The organism is Rahnella sp. NRRL B-41462, assembly GCF_003263525.1.
Lineage (GTDB): Bacteria > Pseudomonadota > Gammaproteobacteria > Enterobacterales > Enterobacteriaceae > Rahnella > Rahnella aceris.
The window spans coordinates 47,550-66,734 of record NZ_JYDF01000010.1 but is presented as its reverse complement, the minus strand read 5'-3'; the positions used below and the strand labels follow the sequence as shown (position 1 = coordinate 66,734).

12 protein-coding genes are annotated in these 19,185 nt (G+C 52.9%); 2 read left to right on the top strand and 10 right to left on the bottom strand.

All coding sequences use genetic code 11. From position 1 onward, the window contains the following. The first annotated feature begins 257 nt into the window (after positions 1-257). Complete coding sequence (gene folA, locus UC14_RS03810) at positions 258-743, top strand: type 3 dihydrofolate reductase (RefSeq protein ID WP_013577047.1); 486 nt, start codon at positions 258-260, stop codon at positions 741-743. Positions 744-825: 82 nt separating this feature from the next. On the opposite strand, the gene apaH is transcribed toward folA, so the two are convergent. The 6 genes from apaH to lptD all read right to left on the bottom strand — a co-directional run bounded on the left by apaH (position 826) and on the right by lptD (position 7,655). After that, the gene (apaH, locus tag UC14_RS03805) at positions 826-1,680 is read right to left on the bottom strand and encodes a bis(5'-nucleosyl)-tetraphosphatase (symmetrical) ApaH (protein WP_013577046.1); all 855 of its coding nucleotides are present in this window, start codon (positions 1,678-1,680) and stop codon (positions 826-828) included. A 5-nt stretch (positions 1,681-1,685) separates the two neighbouring features. Then, positions 1,686-2,063: a Co2+/Mg2+ efflux protein ApaG gene (gene apaG, locus UC14_RS03800; protein ID WP_013577045.1), complete on the bottom strand. Its 378-nt coding sequence runs from the start codon at positions 2,061-2,063 to the stop codon at positions 1,686-1,688. Between the two features lie 4 nt (positions 2,064-2,067). After that, on the bottom strand, positions 2,068-2,895 hold the full coding sequence (rsmA, locus tag UC14_RS03795) for a 16S rRNA (adenine(1518)-N(6)/adenine(1519)-N(6))-dimethyltransferase RsmA (RefSeq protein WP_112197249.1): 828 nt from the start codon (positions 2,893-2,895) through the stop codon (positions 2,068-2,070). 5 nt (positions 2,896-2,900) lie between these two features. After that, complete coding sequence (pdxA, locus tag UC14_RS03790; RefSeq protein WP_112197263.1) at positions 2,901-3,908, bottom strand: 4-hydroxythreonine-4-phosphate dehydrogenase PdxA; 1,008 nt, start codon at positions 3,906-3,908, stop codon at positions 2,901-2,903. Further along, positions 3,898-5,193 (bottom strand): peptidylprolyl isomerase SurA, encoded by a 1,296-nt coding sequence (gene surA / locus UC14_RS03785; protein WP_013577042.1) that lies wholly within the window; start codon positions 5,191-5,193, stop codon positions 3,898-3,900. Before surA ends, pdxA begins: the two co-directional genes overlap by 11 nt. A gap of 86 nt (positions 5,194-5,279) precedes the next feature. After that, complete coding sequence (lptD, locus tag UC14_RS03780; protein ID WP_013577041.1) at positions 5,280-7,655, bottom strand: LPS assembly protein LptD; 2,376 nt, start codon at positions 7,653-7,655, stop codon at positions 5,280-5,282. A gap of 181 nt (positions 7,656-7,836) precedes the next feature. On the opposite strand from lptD, the gene djlA reads away from it, so the two are divergent. Further along, a complete protein-coding gene (gene djlA / locus UC14_RS03775) occupies positions 7,837-8,658 on the top strand; it encodes a co-chaperone DjlA (RefSeq protein ID WP_013577040.1) in 822 nt (273 codons plus the stop codon). A gap of 68 nt (positions 8,659-8,726) precedes the next feature. Here djlA and UC14_RS03770 read toward each other — a convergent pair whose 3' ends face one another. The 4 genes from UC14_RS03770 to UC14_RS03755 form a co-directional block, all read right to left on the bottom strand. Continuing rightward, positions 8,727-12,503, bottom strand: coding sequence for a S6 family peptidase (locus tag UC14_RS03770; RefSeq protein ID WP_112150999.1), 3,777 nt, complete (start codon positions 12,501-12,503; stop codon positions 8,727-8,729). 206 nt (positions 12,504-12,709) lie between these two features. Next, entirely contained in the window at positions 12,710-13,411 is a 702-nt protein-coding gene (gene rluA / locus UC14_RS03765) for a bifunctional tRNA pseudouridine(32) synthase/23S rRNA pseudouridine(746) synthase RluA (protein WP_015690474.1), read from the bottom strand. Positions 13,412-13,477: 66 nt separating this feature from the next. Beyond that, positions 13,478-16,375: an RNA polymerase-associated protein RapA gene (gene rapA, locus UC14_RS03760; RefSeq protein ID WP_013577037.1), complete on the bottom strand. Its 2,898-nt coding sequence runs from the start codon at positions 16,373-16,375 to the stop codon at positions 13,478-13,480. Positions 16,376-16,586: 211 nt separating this feature from the next. Beyond that, a complete protein-coding gene (locus UC14_RS03755; protein ID WP_255563052.1) occupies positions 16,587-18,992 on the bottom strand; it encodes a DNA polymerase II in 2,406 nt (801 codons plus the stop codon). Positions 18,993-19,185: the final 193 nt, after the last annotated feature.

Here is a 19,185-nt window from a genome sequence, read left to right as displayed (position 1 = left end):
AACGTGGAGCTACCATGCAAAAAAGCAGGTGAGCGCTTCAGCATTTTCGACTGGATTACGGCGGTACCTTCCTGCTTTTGAGCGTCCTTTACCGCCGGAACCGCTACTTTTGGCGGGGAATATCCCGGCAGGGTAAGAGCTCTCTTATATCTTTGTAAAGCGTGGGTCTCCCTATCGACGGCTGATGGGGCTTTCCGTATAGTGGCAGCTCTTTTTTGGGGTCACGCACAAATCCTTTTTCTACACAGGGCTTCACAATGATTATTAGCCTGATCGCCGCACTGGCGACCGATCGCGTTATTGGCATGGAAAACGCTATGCCTTGGCATTTACCTGGTGATCTGGCCTGGTTTAAGCGTAATACGCTCAACAAACCCGTCATCATGGGGCGAAAGACGTTTGAGTCAATCGGACGCCCGTTGCCTGGCCGGCTGAATATTGTCATCAGCTCTAAACCGGGCGAGCATGAAGGTGTGACCTGGGTAACGTCTGTTGACGCTGCGCTGGCGGCTGCCGGCGATGTGGAAGAAGTGATGGTGATGGGGGGCGGCCGCGTGTATGAGCAACTGCTGCCGAAGGCCAATCGTTTATATCTGACTCACATTGATGCCGAAGTCGAAGGGGATACACATTTCCCTGATTATGAGCCGGATGACTGGGAAAGCACATTCAGCGAATTCCACGATGCGGATGAGCAGAACTCTCATGGTTATTGCTTCGAAATCCTTGATCGCCGCGCCTGATCCTACGGCTGCGCGAGCCGTGTGACAATAAAAAGGCACCTTTTGCAGGTGCCTTTTTGCTGTCTGAATGTCCGCTGTTTGATCAAACGGCTTTCGGGATCTCAGAGTGCTGTTTTTCGCTCTGGCGGTTTGAAGGCTGGGCGAAGTAGGTTTTGTCTTCCCAGCGCAGCATGGTCAGGTCACCGCCCCAGCAGCAGCCGGTATCCAGCGCATAAATGCCTTCCGGCGTGCCTTTCCCTTCCAGTGATGCCCAGTGTCCGAACGCAATACTGTAGCCTGCTTCCTGTAAAGGCCCCGGAATATCAAACCAGGGTTTCAGCGGCTTCGGCGCGTTTTCCGGGATATCTTTGCAGATCATATCCAGTTGTCCGTTCGGGAAGCAATAACGCATGCGGGTGAAAGCATTGGTGCTGAAACGCAAACGCGCCAGACCCGTCAGTTCAGGATGCCAGTTATTCGGCATATCGCCATACATCGCATCCAGAAACAGCGGATAAGTATCGCTGCTCAGGACGGCTTCCACTTCACGGGCGCACATTTGAGCGGTGTCGAGATCCCATTGCGGCGTGATCCCTGCGTGGGCCATGACCAGCTTCAGATCTTCATCAACCTGCAGTACCGGCTGGCGGCGCAACCAGTTGATCAGTTCGTCAGCGTCTTCGGCTTCAAGCAAGGGCGTGATGCGGTCTTTCGGTTTGTTGAAACTGATCCCCGCGTAAACCGCCAGCAGATGCAGATCGTGGTTACCGAGCACCATCCGGACACAATCCCCCAAACCGCTGACAAAACGCAGCACTTCGAGCGAGGACGGACCGCGGGCGACTAAATCACCCGTCAGCCACAGGACATCGTTTTGCGGATTAAAATCCACCTGCGCCAATAGCGCCTTGAGTTCATCGATGCAGCCGTGAACATCACCAATAAGATATGTCGACATGAGGATTAATTTATCAGCGTAGGGATGGCGAGGCGGAAGACCGGAACAGGCACACGGAAGGTTTCACCGTCTTGTGCGACCATTTCATAATGGCCTTCCATCGTGCCCAGTGGCGTTTCTAAAATGGCGCCGCTGGTATAGTAAAATTCATTGCCTGGCAGGATCAGCGGTTGTTCACCGATGACCCCTTCACCCTGGACTTCAGTCTGGCGACCGTTACTGTTGGTTATCAGCCAGTAACGGCGAAGCAGTTGCACATTAAAACGCCCCAGATTGCGGATGGTGATGGTGTAAGCGAAGACAAAACGTTCTTCTTCGGGTATCGACTGTGACTCAACGTAGATACTTTGCACCTGAACACAAACGCGGGGCGAATTAAGCATAACGCTACTCCTGAAGTTCCGGGGTTTTAGGTCGTGTGGACAACCAGTTAGCCAGTTTACAGAATTGCTCTACAGAAATATTTTCAGCACGCATGCTGAGATCTAAACCCAGTTCGGTCATTTGTTCAGAAGTGAACAGGTGGCCGAGGCTGTTACGCACTGTTTTACGACGCTGGTTGAAAGCATCCGTGGTCAGACGGCTCAGAATGCGAATATCAGGCACCGGATACGGGATCACTTCATGCGGCACTAAACGTACCACAGCGGATTCCACTTTAGGCGCCGGTGTGAAGGATTCTGGTGGAACTTCCAGAACCGGGATCACATTGCAGTAATATTGCGCCATCACCGTTAAACGACCATACGCTTTGCTGTTCGGGCCTGCAACCAGACGGTTTACCACTTCCTTCTGCAACATAAAATGCATGTCTTTGATGGCGTTGGTATAAGTGAACAAATGGAACATCAGCGGCGTAGAAATGTTGTACGGCAGGTTACCAAAGACACGCAGCGGCTGACCGAGCTCTTCAGACAGTTCGCCGAAATTGATTTTCATCGCATCAGACTGGATGACCCGCAGTTTGCCCTGAAACTTAGGGTTATTTTCCAGACGCGTTGCCAGATCGCGGTCGAGTTCGATGACCGTCATGCTGTCCAGGCGCGAAGCAACAGGCTCAGTTAACGCCGCCAGACCGGGACCGATTTCAACGACAGCCTCGCCCGGCATAGGGTGAATGGCCGACACGATGCTATCGATAACAAACTGATCGGTTAAGAAGTTTTGCCCAAAACGTTTACGGGCAAAGTGACCTTGGTGGACTCTACTATTCATTGTTGTTATTTATCGTTGCTGTTATTTGCCATGTGAATGGCGAGATTTATTGCTGTCTTGAAACTGCCCGCATCGGCGGTGCCGGTGGCGGCGAGTTCAAGGGCGGTACCGTGATCAACGGAAGTCCGGATAAAAGGCAGGCCGAGTGTGATATTCACTGCGCGACCAAATCCCTGATATTTTAGCACCGGAAGGCCCTGATCGTGATACATCGATAAAACAGCATCGGCATGTTGCAGATATTTAGGCTGGAATAACGTATCAGCGGGCAGCGGGCCGATGAGATTCATCCCTTGCTGGCGCAGTTCGTCCAGTGCAGGAATGATAATGTCGATCTCTTCGTGCCCCATGTGGCCACCTTCGCCGGCATGTGGATTCAGGCCACACACATAAATTTGCGGCTCGGTAATACCAAATTTGGTTTTCAGATCATGATGCAAAATGGTGATGACTTCATGCAGGCATTCGCGGGTAATTGCACCAGGCACTGCCAGCAAAGGCAAATGCGTGGTCGCCAGCGCAACGCGCAACTCTTCGGTTGCCAGCATCATCACAACACGGTCGCAATGGCTGCGGTCAGCAAAGAATTCGGTATGGCCGATGAAGGGAATTCCGGCATCGTTGATAATGCTTTTTTGAACCGGGCCGGTGATCAGTGCAGCGAATTCACCGCTGATAGCACCGTCGCAGGCACGTGCCAGCGTTTCCACCACGTAGGGCGCATTAGCCACATCAAGTTTACCTGCGGTCACCGGGACGGCGAGTTTAACAGGCAAAACGGTCAATGTGCCCGCAGCCTGAGGCTCTGGCGGACGCGCTCTCTGATAATCGCGTAAGCGGATATTCAGGCCGAGTTTCTCAGCACGTTCAAGCAGTAAGGCCGGATCGGCACAGACCACTAACTCAACAGGCCATGCCTGCTGAGCCAGCGCCAGTACCAGATCCGGCCCAACCCCGGCCGGTTCGCCGGGGGTAATGACCACAGATTTTGTCACGGAAGTATTATTTTCCATTCCCATCCATAATTTTCACATACGCTTCAGCACGTTGTTCCTGCATCCATGTCTGGGCTTCTTCCGCAAATTTGCGGTTGAACAGCATGCGGTAAGCACGTTCTTTCTGTGCCGCATCTGTTTTATCGACCTGACGGGTGTCGATAAGTTGGATCAAGTGCCAGCCAAACGAAGAGTGAACCGGTGCACTGATTTCGCCTTTTTTCAGGTTCATCAACGCATCACGGAATGCAGGATCGTACATATCTGGTGACGCCCAACCTAAATCGCCGCCCTGATTAGCAGAGCCAGGATCCTGAGAAAGCTGTTTGGCTTCATCAGCGAATGTGGCTTTACCGCTCTTAATATCAGCCGCAACCTGTTCCAGTTTCGCCCGCGCCTGCGCATCCGTCATTACGACAGAAGGTTTCAGCAGGATGTGACGGGCGTGAACCTCGGTGACAGAAACCGTTTTATTGTCGCCACGGATATCGTTCACTTTCAGAATGTGGAAACCAACACCAGAACGAATCGGGCCAATGACCTGGCCTTTCTGAGCGGTGCTTAACGCCTGAGCAAACAGGGAAGGCAGTTCCTGCAATTTGCCCCAGCCCATGTTGCCGCCTTTCAGTGCCTGGGAATCAGCCGAGTAGGTGATAGCCAGTTTGCCAAAGTCCGCACCATTGTTCAGATCAGCAACAATTTTCTTCGCCAGCTGTTCTGCAGAATCAACCTGATCCTGAGTTGGGTTTTCTGGCAGTGGCAACAGAATATGGCTGAGGTTGAATTCAGCACCGCTGCCGTTTTGCGCCGCAACCTGTTTGGCAAGCTGATCCACTTCCTGAGGCAGTATGGTGACACGGCGACGCACTTCACTGTTACGTACTTCGCTGATGATCATTTCCTTGCGAATCTGCGTACGGTAAGTGCTGTAGTTCATTCCGTCATAAGCCAGACGGCTGCGCAGTTGATCAACAGAAATGTTGTTTTGCTGTGCAATACCTGCAATGGCTTTATCCACGTCCTGATCGGTTGGCGTGATGCCCATTCGGGTCGCCATTTGTAACTGGATCTGATCCATGATCAAACGGTCGAGGATCTGGTGACGCAGAGTCGCATCATCCGGCAACTGCTGTTTAGCCTGCTGTGCCTGCTGTTTTACAGAATTAAACAAGCTATCAACGTCACTTTGCAATACCACGCCGTTGTTAACGACGGCGGCAACTTTATCAACTTCCTGAGGGGCAGCAAACGCAGTGCTGGCACAAAGCGTCACGCCGAGGAGAAGTGTTCTCCAGTTCTTCATACTTTTTCCATTTGTCTAATCCGCAAGCGCGGGTTTCAAGTTCACTGAATTCGTCGTGTCTTCACGAAATGAATCGTGTTTCGGGCTTAGAAAGCGCGTTGATAAGGCAGTATGCCGCTGGCCAACATTTCTTTCGTTCCGAGGGTTTGATTGTTACCCAGGCCTCTAAGTTCAATATTGAAACCAATCTTATTGTCATATTTACTTTCTGACTTAACCGTATCGTAGCTGGTGATCTTACGTTCATAACCAACATTGATAGCCCAGCAGCATGTGTTGTATTGCAAACCAATAAGCTGATCGGCTGGCTGCTGTGCTTTGGTGTCGTAATAGTACGCCCCCACAATCGCCCAACGGTCAGCAATCGGCCAACTGGCGATGCCGCCAACCTGCGAAATACCGTCCTGATAACCCGGGTTGGTAACGTTAGGTAACGTTGCCTGAATATATTCCGGGCTGGCGTAACGGTAACTCAGCTGAATCATTCTTTCTGAGTCTGCGCGGTACTCAAGCACGGCATCGCCTAAAGCCAGCGCATCCAGACGGGTGTCATACTGCACGCCGCCACGGATACCCCAGAAATTGTTGATTTTGTAGTAGCTGTCACCGGCCCACACCAGGCTGCCCGTATCATCATTTTTATCCAGGACGCTATCAACGTCACCGGTACGTGGCGGCTGGAAGTAATAAATCTGACCGGCAGAGGCATTAAAGCGCTCTTCCAGATTTTCGTCATAGATACGGGTCGTTAAACCGCTCGCCACCTGGTTTGCAGAGGCAATACGGTCCAGACCACTGTAGCTTTTATCGCGGAACAGGCCGGTGTAGTCGGACTGTAACAGCGTCGAGTCATAGGTATTGATCGAGCTCTGATTGCGGTAAGGGATATACAGGTACTGCACGCGCGGTTCGAGGGTCTGGGTGTAGTCACTGTTCCAGTCCATCGTGCGGTCGAACACCATTTTGCCGTCGCTTTTAAACTCAGGCATCGTACGGTTCACGGATGAACGCAGTTTGGTGTTCGGATTGCTATCGTAATACGCGTCCGGAATATCCTGCTGATAGTGGGTTGTCATCAGCTTCACTTCGTTATCCAGACTTCCCCAGCCATTACTGAGTGGCAGGCTGATAGTCGGTTCGAAGTGTGTACGCACGGCTTCCGGGTTGTCAGGGTTCACGCTGGTGAATTTCACCGCCTGACCGTACAGATGCAGGTCAAACGGGCCCACATCATTTTTGTAATAGTTAATATCCAGCTGTGGCTGTGCACGGTAAGCGTTGGCGTTCCCGAAATCTGAGAACACCTGGAACTGCTTACTGGCCAGTGTGACATCCCAGTTTTGGTTCGCGTAACCTACGCTGAATTTCTGCGTGGAATAGCCGTCAGTACTGGAACCGTATTTCGAATCGAAATCGGTGAAGTAATAAGGGTCACTGACCTTGGTATAGTCGACGTTGAAGCGCCAAACCTGATCGTATACACCGGCATGACGCCAGTAATACATCCAGCGCTTGGTTTTATCGCTGGTACGGTTTTCATCTTCGACATACTGCTGATCGATTTTCTTATCGTTACCCAGATAATCGAATTCCATCAGACCCGCACCGGCAACGGTCAGGTAGCGGAATTCATTTTGCAGTTGCAGACCACGGTTGCTCATGTAATTGGGCGTAATCGTGGCATCGTAGTTTGGCGCAATGTTCCAGTAGTAAGGAACGGTGACACCAACGCCATTATTGCTGCTGTAGTTAGCATTAGGGATAAGGAAACCGGAACGACGCTTATTGCCAATCGGCAACTGCATGTACGGGCTGTAGAACACCGGCACCGGACCGATATGGAAGCGGGCATTCCAGATTTCAGCCACTTCTTCCTGACGATCCTGAATCACTTCGGAACCGACGACGCTCCAGCTGTTATCGCCAGGCAGACAGGTGGTAAATGTACCGTTATCCATGATGGTGTAACGGTTGTTGTCACGCTGCTTCATTTTGTCAGCCTGACCACGTCCCTGACGGCCGACCATCTGGTAGTCGCCATCCTGAACATCAGTATCTTTGGTGGTCAGGTTCGCAAAGCCTTTCGGGCCATTCAGCTTGATTTGGTTATCGTTATAACGCACGTTGCCGGTCGCAGTAGCGGTTCGGGTCGGGGTCGGCTGATTGGGATTGGCGATTTGATTAAGCTGAACCTGATCAGCATCCAGTGTGCTGTTGCCCTGAACAACGTTAACGTTGCCGCTAAACAGCGCACTGTCAGGATAATTGCCGGTCGCCTTATCGGCGTTGATGGTCACAGGCAGTGAATTAGGATCACCCTGCACCAAAGGTTTGTCATAGGTCGGAACGCCGAGCATACATTGTGCTGCGAGATCGGCCATTGCGCCGTGACTGTACAATACTGACCAGATTGTGGCGGCCAGCATTGTCGGTAAGCGTGTTTTCAGACGTCTGTTTTTCATACGTAAAATGGTGTTCCGTCATCAGAGGCATCATGCCGGCAAACGGTCAGAGACTATCTCACTCATCATGGTTGCGCTAGTGTTAAATCCCACCTGTTACGTTGCTGCCGTTAGGCACAACGATAAATGCCGGTTATGATAAAGCAATTTTTAAGCGACGGCATGGCGAATTGAGGAGTATATGCAGTATTGGGGAAAACTGCTCGGACTTATCCTGGGCTTATGGTCCGGTTTAGGCTTCTGGGGAATTGTAGCAGGGCTGCTGATAGGGCATATGTTTGATACCGCGCGTTCAGCGAAACGCAGAGGGTATTTTGCCGATCAGCAGACACGTCAAACCATCTTTTTCCGCACCACGTTTGAGGTGATGGGAAATCTGACTAAATCAAAAGGCAGAGTTACCGAGGCGGATATTCAGATCGCCAGTCTTTACATGGAACGTATGCAGTTGCACGGCGAGCAGCGCGAAGCCGCACAACGTGCTTTTCGCGACGGGAAAGAAGCTGACTATCCCTTGCGTGAGAAAATGCGCGAACTGCGCACTGCGTGTTTTGGTCGTTTTGACCTGATACGGACTTTTCTGGAAATCCAGATCCAGGCCGCGTACGCCGACGGTTCATTGCATCCCAATGAACGCGAAGTGTTGTACGTGATTGCTGAAGAGCTTGGGATTTCACGGATGCAGTTCGATCAGTTCCTGCGCATGATGGAAGGCGGCCAGCAGTTTGGCGGTCACCAGCAGGGGGGACGCTCGTATGGCGGCGGTTATCACCAGACGCAGCAAGGCCCGACGCTGGCAGATGCCTGCAAAGTGCTGGGCGTGAATGCCACCGACGACGCAACGACCATTAAACGTGCCTACCGCAAACTGATGGGCGAGCATCATCCTGACAAACTGGTGGCGAAAGGTTTACCGCCTGAAATGATGGAAATGGCGAAGGAAAAAGCACAGGCGATTCAGGCGGCGTATGACCTGATCAAACGTGAAAAAGGCTTTAAATAACGTCATCATTAAAAAGGCGCTCTTTCAGAGCGCCTTTTGCTTTGTGGGACACAGCCTTGTGTCAGGTGTCAGAACTTAAACGTCACCCCTGCCACAGCCTGCCAATAATCTACCCCTTCATCTTCCAGCCTGTGCTGATACTGTACACCGGTATTCAGTGACACATTCGGCATCGGATTGCTGATAATCCCCAGGTCTAGCATCCCGGAACTGCCTGCAGCACCGCTGTGGAAGCTGTTGCTGACGTCGCTGTAGGTGACTCCGATGTCCACTGACGCATCGTCTCTGAGATCTGTAATGAACAATGTATTCGCCGTAATCGCCCATTTACCAGCATTTGCGGTATCCCAGTCGTAGCGGTAACGCATCCCTAAGCGGGCAGTCTGACGGGTGATATCGTCATAATGAACCTTCGTATTATCAATATCCGTAAAATCATCGACTTGCAGGCGCTGAATACCAAATCCAACTAATGGTGTCAGCACATGATTGCCCGCCTGGATTTTATATCCCACATCCACAGAGCCACCGAAGGAGGTCGCACTGATATCCGCCACGTCACTGCCGCGTAGGTCAGTCGATACATTGCCGTCATAGATGGCGACGTCCGAAGCTACATCCACCGTTAAACCGCTGACATACTGATACGACAGCAGTGAAGAGAGTCCCCAGGTGGTGTATTGCGTTTTGCTGTTGCCGTCGGCGGCATCCGGCGTGACATCCAGATTAGCGCTGGAAAGGCCAAGGCTGAGTGCCAGCGAGTGGGTGTCGTTACCCAGTTGCATCACTTTGGCACCCAATAGCCAGCCTTCTTCTTTCTGCGTGTAGTCGTAGCCATAATCCATAAAGCCGAGTGCTGAATGATAGTTGTCTTCTCCGTTGAGATACTGGAAGAAGAGATTCTGTTTCTTATCATCCTGTGCCAGAACCTGATTGCGGAAGGTTTCACTCACGCGACTGTTGTAGCTCAGCAGGGCGGAAGGTAAAGACAGATAAGAAGGCACCTGCGGCGTAACGGCCGGACGCGTATTTTTTCCGCTATCATCGTCATCTGGCGTCGGTGCCGGCGGGACCGGCGTGTCATCACCTTCATCCGGCGTTGGTTCAGGAACCGGTGTATCGTCGTCCTCGCCATCGTCTTCATCATCCGGCGTCGGTACTGGCGGAACCGGCGTGTTATCGACCGGTACCGTATTGTCGCCTTCGGTCAGCATGTTGTTTTGCAGACGGTAATCCCAGAACTGATCGCCGCTGCCTGCCACTTCACGCTGTTCTTCAGAGCTGCGGCCCGGTGCGAAGGCATACAGGTTATAGGCGTAAGCGCCGCGCGCCACGTATTCCCCCGCCAGTCTGAAGCTGTCTTTGGTTGCCTTACCGGCCACCTGGATCAGCGACACGCCTTCCTGATTATCCGCCGCGCCATCATTATCCGTATCGGTGAAGAAACCCGCCCCTGACGGTGTGACTTGAACACTCACCGGTGCAGAGGAAACCATGTCGCCGTTGATCAGCAGCTTGTCGGTTTGTGTGAAAGCCGGATCGAAATGCGTGCGCAGGCTGAGCAGATTATTGCTGCCCGCCGCCATTGTGCCGTTAACGGTTTGCGTGGCCGCGACAAATGTATCGCTCTCGCTTTCGTTTTCGGCTGGCCAGTGTGGCAGAAGCTGCACATCATCTTTCAGGATCAGATCGGCGACGGTGTTGTTACCGGCCAGCACCGTGTTTTTCTCCATCGTGACGGTGGACGCAAGGGAGCCGTTGAGGATCAGCGCGCCGCTGTAAATATTGGTGGCACCGGTGAACGTATTCTCGCTGTTGATGTACAGCGCGCCCGGCGCCATTTTCTTCAGGGTTCCGTTACCAGAAATAGTGGCGTCAATCACCACGTCATTATTGCCGTCGGTGCTGGTGGTTTTACTGTCTGTCTGATCAACAGAAATCATACTGCCGGAAGCCAGTTCCACCTTGCCGCTCAGATGCGATTTACTGTTCAGCATCATGTTTGCCAGCTCGTTGAGCTTCACGTTGGCATCCAGTGTGGCGTGCTCGTTAACGCGCAGGGTGGCACGGCTGGCCACATCCACATTGTTTATCGTATAGGTTTCATCAATCCAGTCGTCACTGAACACTACATTACCGGCGTGCGGAGTCGGGCGACCCGCCAGTCTCAGAATGCCATTTTGCACGGAGAGCTGATTCAGGTCAGCACCGCCCGCCAGTTCCCAGAAGCCTGCGGAGGAGTCCGCTGCATAATCGACGTTTAAATTCGACGCCGTTTCCTGACTGCCGAGATGGCCGACGAAGGTCTGGTTACTGCTGTTGTTCAGCGTCAGGGTGCTGAGCTGGTCTGCATTGCCGTTAATAATGGCCGCACCGGAATCACTGTGATTGATGCTGCTGAAAGCCATGTCATAGCCATTGAGATCAAGATTGCCGCCGCGATAACCAAAGTAAATGTCGCTGCCGGTAATCTGGTTTTCGCCGCCGATCTGCACGGTCGGTCGACCGCTGACAATGGTGACTTTGGAGAAGGCTTTTTGCTCCCCGGCTTCATTGGCCTGCTGGGCTAACACCACCAGCCCGTCGCCGACATTCAGCGCGCCGCCATTATTCCCCACGGCATTGACGTACAGCGTACCTTCGCCGATTTTATGTAAAGTATCTCCGGCTAAACCGTTCACTTCCCAGTCAACGGTTTTATCCGCATCGACTTCGATCCCGCCGCCCACCCAGGTGCTGTTCGCACCTTCAGCCGACACCACCCGGTAATCGTTCGAGAATTGCAGTTTTGCGGCACCATGATTGACGGCGCTATCAAGTACGATCAGGCCGCCATCACCGGCAAAGCGCAGATCTTTTGAGGCATCGAGTTCTTCATTGCTGGCCTGCGAAGGGAGTTGCTTATCAACACCGTGCCACTGCCAGCTGTTTTCGCCTTGCGTAATATTGGCCGCAGTCCAATGAATATCGCCATCTGCTGCCACGTCGGTCACATCAGGATCGGTATTAGCAGCAATCACTTTGTTCATAAAATTGAGCTGCATATCCAGCGTATAACTGGTGTATTCATATCCTGTTTTTCCTGTGCCTCCCCATGGGGAAACACCGAAGATTTTCCATTCTTTATCTACGTTATCATAAACATACAACGGACTTCCGCTGTCGCCTGCTTGTATCGCTGAACTGAATGGCTGAGCACGTGCATCAGGCGGCCCGTAGTTAACCCAGCGTAATCTTGACGGTTCAAAGATTGGGTTGACCACGGTGCCGCCGCTTTTCCATTCGTAAGCGCCGGTAATATAAACGGGTTTTTTAGTGACGGGGTCGACCTGATATTGTGTTCCGGCACCGGCTCGTGCGAAATAAACATAGCGTTCTCGGTTCTTACGCACATCCTGAGTATCCACGGTGGGTACCGGCGCGGCATCGGTCACGACTTTATTTAAACGTGGAACATGGAAATCTTTATTCCAGGTGAGATATTGAGGGTCAATATTTCGGTTAATTAATTTATAGGAAGTTTTATATTTTGCTTTATTACCGAAATCGACAGCGGTATAACCGCCATTGTGAGCAACGCTGACGACATAAGAGGGGGCGATGACTGTCGCAAAACCTAAGCTGTTAATTGCGCCGAAATCGGGCATAGGGAAATTCAGGATGCCTGCGGACGTACCATCCATCTTAAAGACTTCGATGTTTTCTTCACCGACGGTGTATTTGCCCAGATTCTCTGCGAAGTCGCGGTAGTCCTGAACCGCAACATCTTCACGCATGATACCGGCATCGGCATCAAAAAGCGCCAATGCAATCAGGCTGCTGAGCAGCTTTGGTTTCCATTTCATGTCGTCTTCCCTGAAGGGTGAATAATTAAATTTGAATAAATAGGGCGGGATGTTATCAGGCGTGCGGGGCGAATTAACAGGGAAGGGAATAGGTGAGGAAGCCGATATTATATTTTTTGGCAAGGTAAATTCTGATAAAACAACACGATGGTAATGTAATACATATTACTTAATAGTGATTGAAGAAATATGTATTATTTGAATGGTTAAAAATCCGGCTCGCAGTTAAATACCAGCGGCGCATCGGTTATCGGATGATAAAACGATAATTCCTGTGCGTGCAGTTGCAAACGACCGGCCGCTGCCAGCGCCTGCGGATGGGCATAGAATTTATCGCCCAGAATCGGATGCCCGAGCGCCAGAAGGTGCACGCGCAACTGGTGCGAACGTCCGGTGATCGGCCGCAGTTTCACCCGCGTTGTGCCGTCATCATCCCATGACATCACTTCATACTGCGTCAGCGCTTTCTTGCCGGTCTCGTGACAGACCTTCTGTTTCGGCCGGTTAGGATAATCGCAAATCAGCGGCAAATCGATAATGCCGTAATCTTCTTCAACCCGTCCCCAGACCCGCGCGATATACACTTTCTTGGTTTCGCGTTCGCGGAACTGGCGTTTAAGTTCACGCTCAGCGTCTTTAGTCAGCGCCACCACGATCACGCCGCTGGTGGACATATCCAGACGATGGACGGACTCAGCCTCAGGAAATTCCTGCTGAATACGCGTCATCAGGCTGTCCTGATGCTCGGCAAGCTTGCCCGGCACGGAAAGCAGCCCGCTCGGCTTATTGACCACCATGATGTGCTCATCCTGAAAAATCACCTGTAACCAGGGATCGGTCGGCGGATTGTAATTCTCCAGCGGCCGGGTTTTCGACGGTTCAGGGATAGTCGGTTGATGTTCGCTCATAGCGGTTTCAGTCTGCATTCAGGTTGAAATAAATAAGGGATGCAGACCGGCTGCATCCCGTCGGGCTTACTGATGGCTGACCACCACCAGGCGGATCGCATCCAGACGCCAGCTGGCATCGTTCAGATTCGCCAGCACCTGCTTACGGTTAGAGTCTACCGATTCCAGTTCGTCATCGCGAATGTTCGGGTTCACTTCTTTCAGCGCTTTCAGACGATCCAGTTCTTTGGTCAGTTGCTCGTCAGCTTCCACTTTCGCTGCTTCAATCAGGGCGCGTGCCTGATCGGCAATTTCCGCTTCTGCCTGTTGCAGCATGGCGTGAACATCCTGCTGCACGGCATTCACCAGTTTACTGGAGTTGTGACGGTTGATGGCATTCAGCTGACGGTTAAAACTCTCAAATTCAACCTGAGCCGCCAGATTGGTGCCTTTACGATCCATCAGCATACGCACCGGTGTCGGTGGCAGGAAACGGGTCAGTTGCAGATGCTTCGGCGCCTGACATTCCACCACGTAAACCAGTTCCGCCAGCAAGGTACCGACCGGCAGCGCTTTGTTTTTCAGGATCGATACCGCACAACTGCCGGTATCACCGGAAAGGATCAGATCCAGACCGTTACGCACGATCGGATGTTCCCAGCTGATAAACTGTGCATCTTCACGCGAGAGCGCCTGTTCACGATCGAAGGTCACGGTGCAACCGTCTTCCGGCAGACCCGGGAAATCCGGCACCAGCATGTGATCAGACGGCGTCAGGACGATCAGGTTATCGCTGCGATCTTCCTGATTGATGCCGACGATATCGAACAGGTTGAGCGCAAAGTTGACCAGGTTAACGTCGTTATCCTGCTCGCCGATTTCCTTCGCCAGTTGTTGAGCACGTTCGCCACCGTTGGAATGCATCTCCAGCAGGCGGTCACGGCCATTTTCCAGCTTCTCTTTCAGCGCGTCATGTTCGGCGCGACATGTAAGAATGAACTCGTCCAGACCTTCCTGCGCGGCAGGTGCCGCCAGGAACGCAATCAGTTGCTCATAAGCGCTGTCGTAAATGGTGCGGCCAGTCGGACAGGTATGTTCGAATGCGTCCAGACCTTCATGGAACCAGCGAACCAGTACCGACTGCGCGGTCTGCTCGAGGTATGGCACCATGATGTCGATATTGTTTTGCTGGCCGATACGATCCAGACGCCCGATACGCTGTTCCAGCAGATCCGGGTTGAACGGCAGGTCGAACATCACCATCTTGCTGGCAAACTGGAAGTTACGGCCTTCGGAGCCGATTTCAGAACACAGCAGAACCTGCGCGCCTTCTTCCTGGGAAGCAAAGTAAGCGGCGGCGCGGTCACGTTCGATGATCGACAAACCTTCGTGGAACACAGCAGCACGGATCGCTTCACGCTCCCGCAGAACCTGTTCCAGTTGCAATGCAGTGGCGGCTTTAGCGCAGATCACCAGTACTTTTTCGTCGCGGTTGGCGGTCAGATAACCGAGCAGCCATTCGACGCGCGGATCAAAGTTCCACCAGGTGGCGTTCTCGCCTTCAAATTCCTGATAAATCTGTTCCGGATACAGCATGTCGTGCGCACGGGCTTCGGCGGTTTTCTTCGCGCCCATAATGCCCGAGACTTTTATCGCGGTCTGATACTGCGTCGGCAGCGGCAGTTTCACTGCATGCAGATGACGTTCAGGGAAACCTTTCACGCCATTACGGGTGTTACGGAAGAGTACGCGGCTGGTACCGTGACGGTCCATCAGCATGGAAACCAGCTGTTTCGCTGCGGCTTCGTCGCCTTTATTGGCGGCGGTCAGCAGGGCATCGGTATCGGCATTGCCGACACTTTCACCCAGCAACGCCAGCGCTTCCGGCGTCAGCGGTTCTTTGTTGAGTAACAGGGTCACGGCATCAGCCACCGGCTGGTATTGCTGCTGTTCTTCGATGAATTCTTCGTAATCGTGGAAACGGTCCGGATCCAGCAGGCGCAGGCGCGCAAAGTGGCTTTCCTGTCCCAGTTGCTCCGGCGTAGCGGTCAGCAGCAGAACACTCGGGATTTGCTGGGAAAGCTGTTCGATAACCTGATATTCGCGGCTCGGCGCGTCTTCGCTCCACACCAGATGGTGGGCCTCGTCGACCACCAGCATATCCCAGGCCGCATCGGATAACTGCTCGAGACGGGATTTATTGCGGCGCACGAAATCAAGGGAACAGATCACCAGTTGTTCAGTTTCAAACGGGTTCGTTGCTTCGTGGATGGATTCAGCGTAGCGATCGTCGTCAAACAAAGAGAAGCGCAGATTGAAGCGGCGCAGCATTTCTACCAGCCACTGGTGCTGCAGGGTTTCTGGCACCACGATCAGTATGCGTTCGGCACGGCCGGACAACAGTTGCTGATGAATAATCATGCCCGCTTCGATAGTTTTGCCCAGACCCACTTCATCGGCGAGTAAAACGCGCGGCGCATGGCGCTGACCGACTTCATAAGCGATGTGCAACTGATGTGGGATCAGGCTGGCACGCATACCGCGCAGACCGCCGAATTCCAGACGGAACTGTTCACGCTGATATTTACGGGCGCGGAAACGCAGGGCAAAACGGTCCATACGGTCAATCTGACCGGCGAACAGACGATCCTGCGGTTTGCTGAAGGTCAGTTTGCTGTCGAGCAGCACTTCGCGCATGGCAACGCCGGTTTCTTCTGTGTCCAGACGGGTGCCGATATAGGTCAACAGACCTTTGTCTTCAACAACTTCTTCGACCTGCAACTGCCAGCCTTCGTGACAGCTGATGGTATCACCGGGGTTGAACATCACGCGGGTGATCGGGGAATCATTTCGGGCATACAAACGGTTTTCACCGGTGGCGGGGAAAAGCAGGGTGACCATGCGCACATCCAGCGCGACTACGGTTCCTAATCCTAATTCGCTTTCCGTATCGCTTATCCAGCGTTGACCTAATGTAAACGGCATAATTTCTCTCTGTGTTGTGTGCTCTGTATACGGCGACTGCGCAATGCTTGTTCAGCCCGAGAGGTTTCACGGGCAATAGTTTTCTTTCCCCGCCCGGAGGCGCGGAGTAATTCACTGTGTGAGGATGATTCAGAAATGGGAAAGGGCGCTATGGTAATGGAAGGTAAGCGTTTCGTCACCTGTGAATCACAAGAGCTGCGCCTTCTTTTGTTTAAAATAAGCCCATCTGACCTGTAATCAGTGTAGCAAAGTCATCGTGAAGGAAAGGTAAAATGCCATCGGCGACCGGCTCGAGCTGACGCTCGATGTAGTGATCGTAATCGACAGGTGACTGACGGTTTTCCAGCGGCTCCGGGCCGGAAGTGGTCATCACATAGCTTATCCAGCCACCATTCTGATATTGCTTTGCCCGGCCATGCAGCGCGTTATAGTCATCGGCCAGCCGCGCGGCGCGAACATGCGGCGGCACGTTTTTTTCATAATCACTCAGTTTGCGCCGCAGGCGTTTGCGGTACACCAGTTTGTCATCAAACTCGCCACTGAGCGTGCGTGCGACATATTCGCGCACGTAATCCTGATACGGCTGGCGGTGGAATATGCGTTGATACAGCTCCTGCTGAAATTCCTGCGCCAGCTTCGTCCAGTCGGTGCGTACAGTTTCCAGCCCTTTATAAACGATGTGCTCACCGTCGGCGTCATTCACCAGCCCGGCATAGCGCTTTTTGCTGCCGGTTTCCGAGCCACGAATGGTCGGCATCAGGAAACGCTGATAATGGGTTTCGAATTCCAGCTCGAGTGCGCTTTCCAGCCTGTATTCCTGTTGCAGATGGGCTTTCCACCAGGCATTAACCCGCTCCACAAGATGGCGGCCGATAACGTCGGCGTCTTCCTGTGAATGGGCTTTATTCAGCCAGACAAAGGTGGAATCAGTGTCACCGTAAATCACCTGATAACCTTCGGCTTCAATCAGTTCGCGGGTCTGACGCATAATGTCGTGCCCGCGCAGGGTAATAGAAGAAGCCAGACGCGGATCAAAGAAGCGGCAGCCGCTCGAACCGAGCACACCGTAAAACGCGTTCATGATGATTTTCAGTGCCTGCGAGAGCGGTTTGTTTTTCTGCTTCTTGGCTTCTTCGCGACCCATCCAGATCTGGCGGACAATTTCCGGCAGGCAATGTGTTTCCCGCGAGAAGCGGGCGTTGCGATAGCCCGGCACCGAATGTTCATCGTCCGGTTGTTGCAGCCCGGCGACCAGTCCGACCGGGTCGATCAGGAAGGTGCGGATAATCGACGGGTACAGACTTTTATAATCGAGCACCAGCACCGAATCGTACAAACCGGGACGCGAATCCATCACAAAACCGCCGGGACTCATTTCGCCCTGCAATTCGCCCATATTGGGCGCGACGTAACCGGCTCGGTGCATGCGCGGTAAATAAAGATGGGTAAAGGCCGCCACTGAACCGCCGCTGCGATCCACGGCCAGACCGGTGACCGAGGCGCGTTCCAGCAAAAACGGCATCAGTTCAGTTTTGGCAAAAATACGCGTCACCAGTTCGCAGTCTTTCAGGTTATAGCGTGCCAGCGCCGGTTTATCTTCCCGAAAACGTTGTTCGATTTCGGCCAGCCGCTGATAAGGATTATCGCTGGCTTTGCCTTCGCCTAATAAACTTTGCGAGACGAATTCCAGGCTGAACGAGTTGAAGTTCCAGAACGCCGATTTCAGTGCTTCAATGCCGTCGATGATCAGACGACCCGCAGCGGCAGCAAAAAAGTGCCCCTGTTTGAAACCGTGTTCACGCCATTCCAGTTCACCGCCGCCGCGCCCGAATTTCAGCGGGATTTTGTAGCGGTCAGCGTGTTTTTGTAAAACCCGCAGGTCAAACTGCACTACGCTCCAGCCGATAATGGCGTCGGGATCATAGATTTCCAGCCACTCATTGAGTTTTTCCAGCAACTGCGGGCGGCTGTCGACGTAAACCATGTTGAAATCAAATTGAGCATTAGGATCGCCGTTCGGCGGGCCGAGCATATACACGTGGCGCTGCCCGCAGCCTTCCAGCCCGATGCAGTACAACTCGCCGTTGCCGCTGGTTTCGATATCCAGAGAACACAGTTTCAGCGGCGGGCGGTAGTCCTCCGCCGGTTTCATTTTGGTGTCCATCAGCAGCTTGTCCGGCCCCGGTTTACCGCTGAACCACACCGGTGCGGTGATATAGCGTTCCATCAGGAAGCGTTCCGGCGGGCGGATATCCGCTTCGAAAACACTGACGCCATTTTCTTTCAGCAATTTTTCAATCCGCATTAACTGCCGGTGTTGCGGGCAGTAAAGCCCAAGAACGGCGCGGGAATGGAAATCCTGCAACGGCAACGGACGCAGACTGATATTTTTTTCATCAATGAGAATGCGCTCCGCCGCCGCGCGTTGTTCGGCCGGAATAAACGCCACCGATTCCTGTAAAGGCAGGCGCACTTTCTGCGGACCTTCGTCGGTCGCCAGCCACAATTCCACCTCGGTACCGCGCGGCGCGTCGCGCCAGTGGCGGGTCAGCACAAATCCCTGACGCGGCGGGGTGTCAGTGGCAGCAGAAGCGGGACGGACAAAGGTGGAAGTGATAAGCGCCTCGGAACGGTAAAGATGAACAGATAAGGAATCAGAACAGAGTATGGTTATTTATACAGTCTTTGTCTATGGCTCAGGTTTCTGCCAAATACGCATACAATTACCCGGTTGACTGTGATAGTTCATGCGCTGACAATTCAGCCGATTGATGTATTTACTACAATGAGAATGCAGAAAACTCACACTT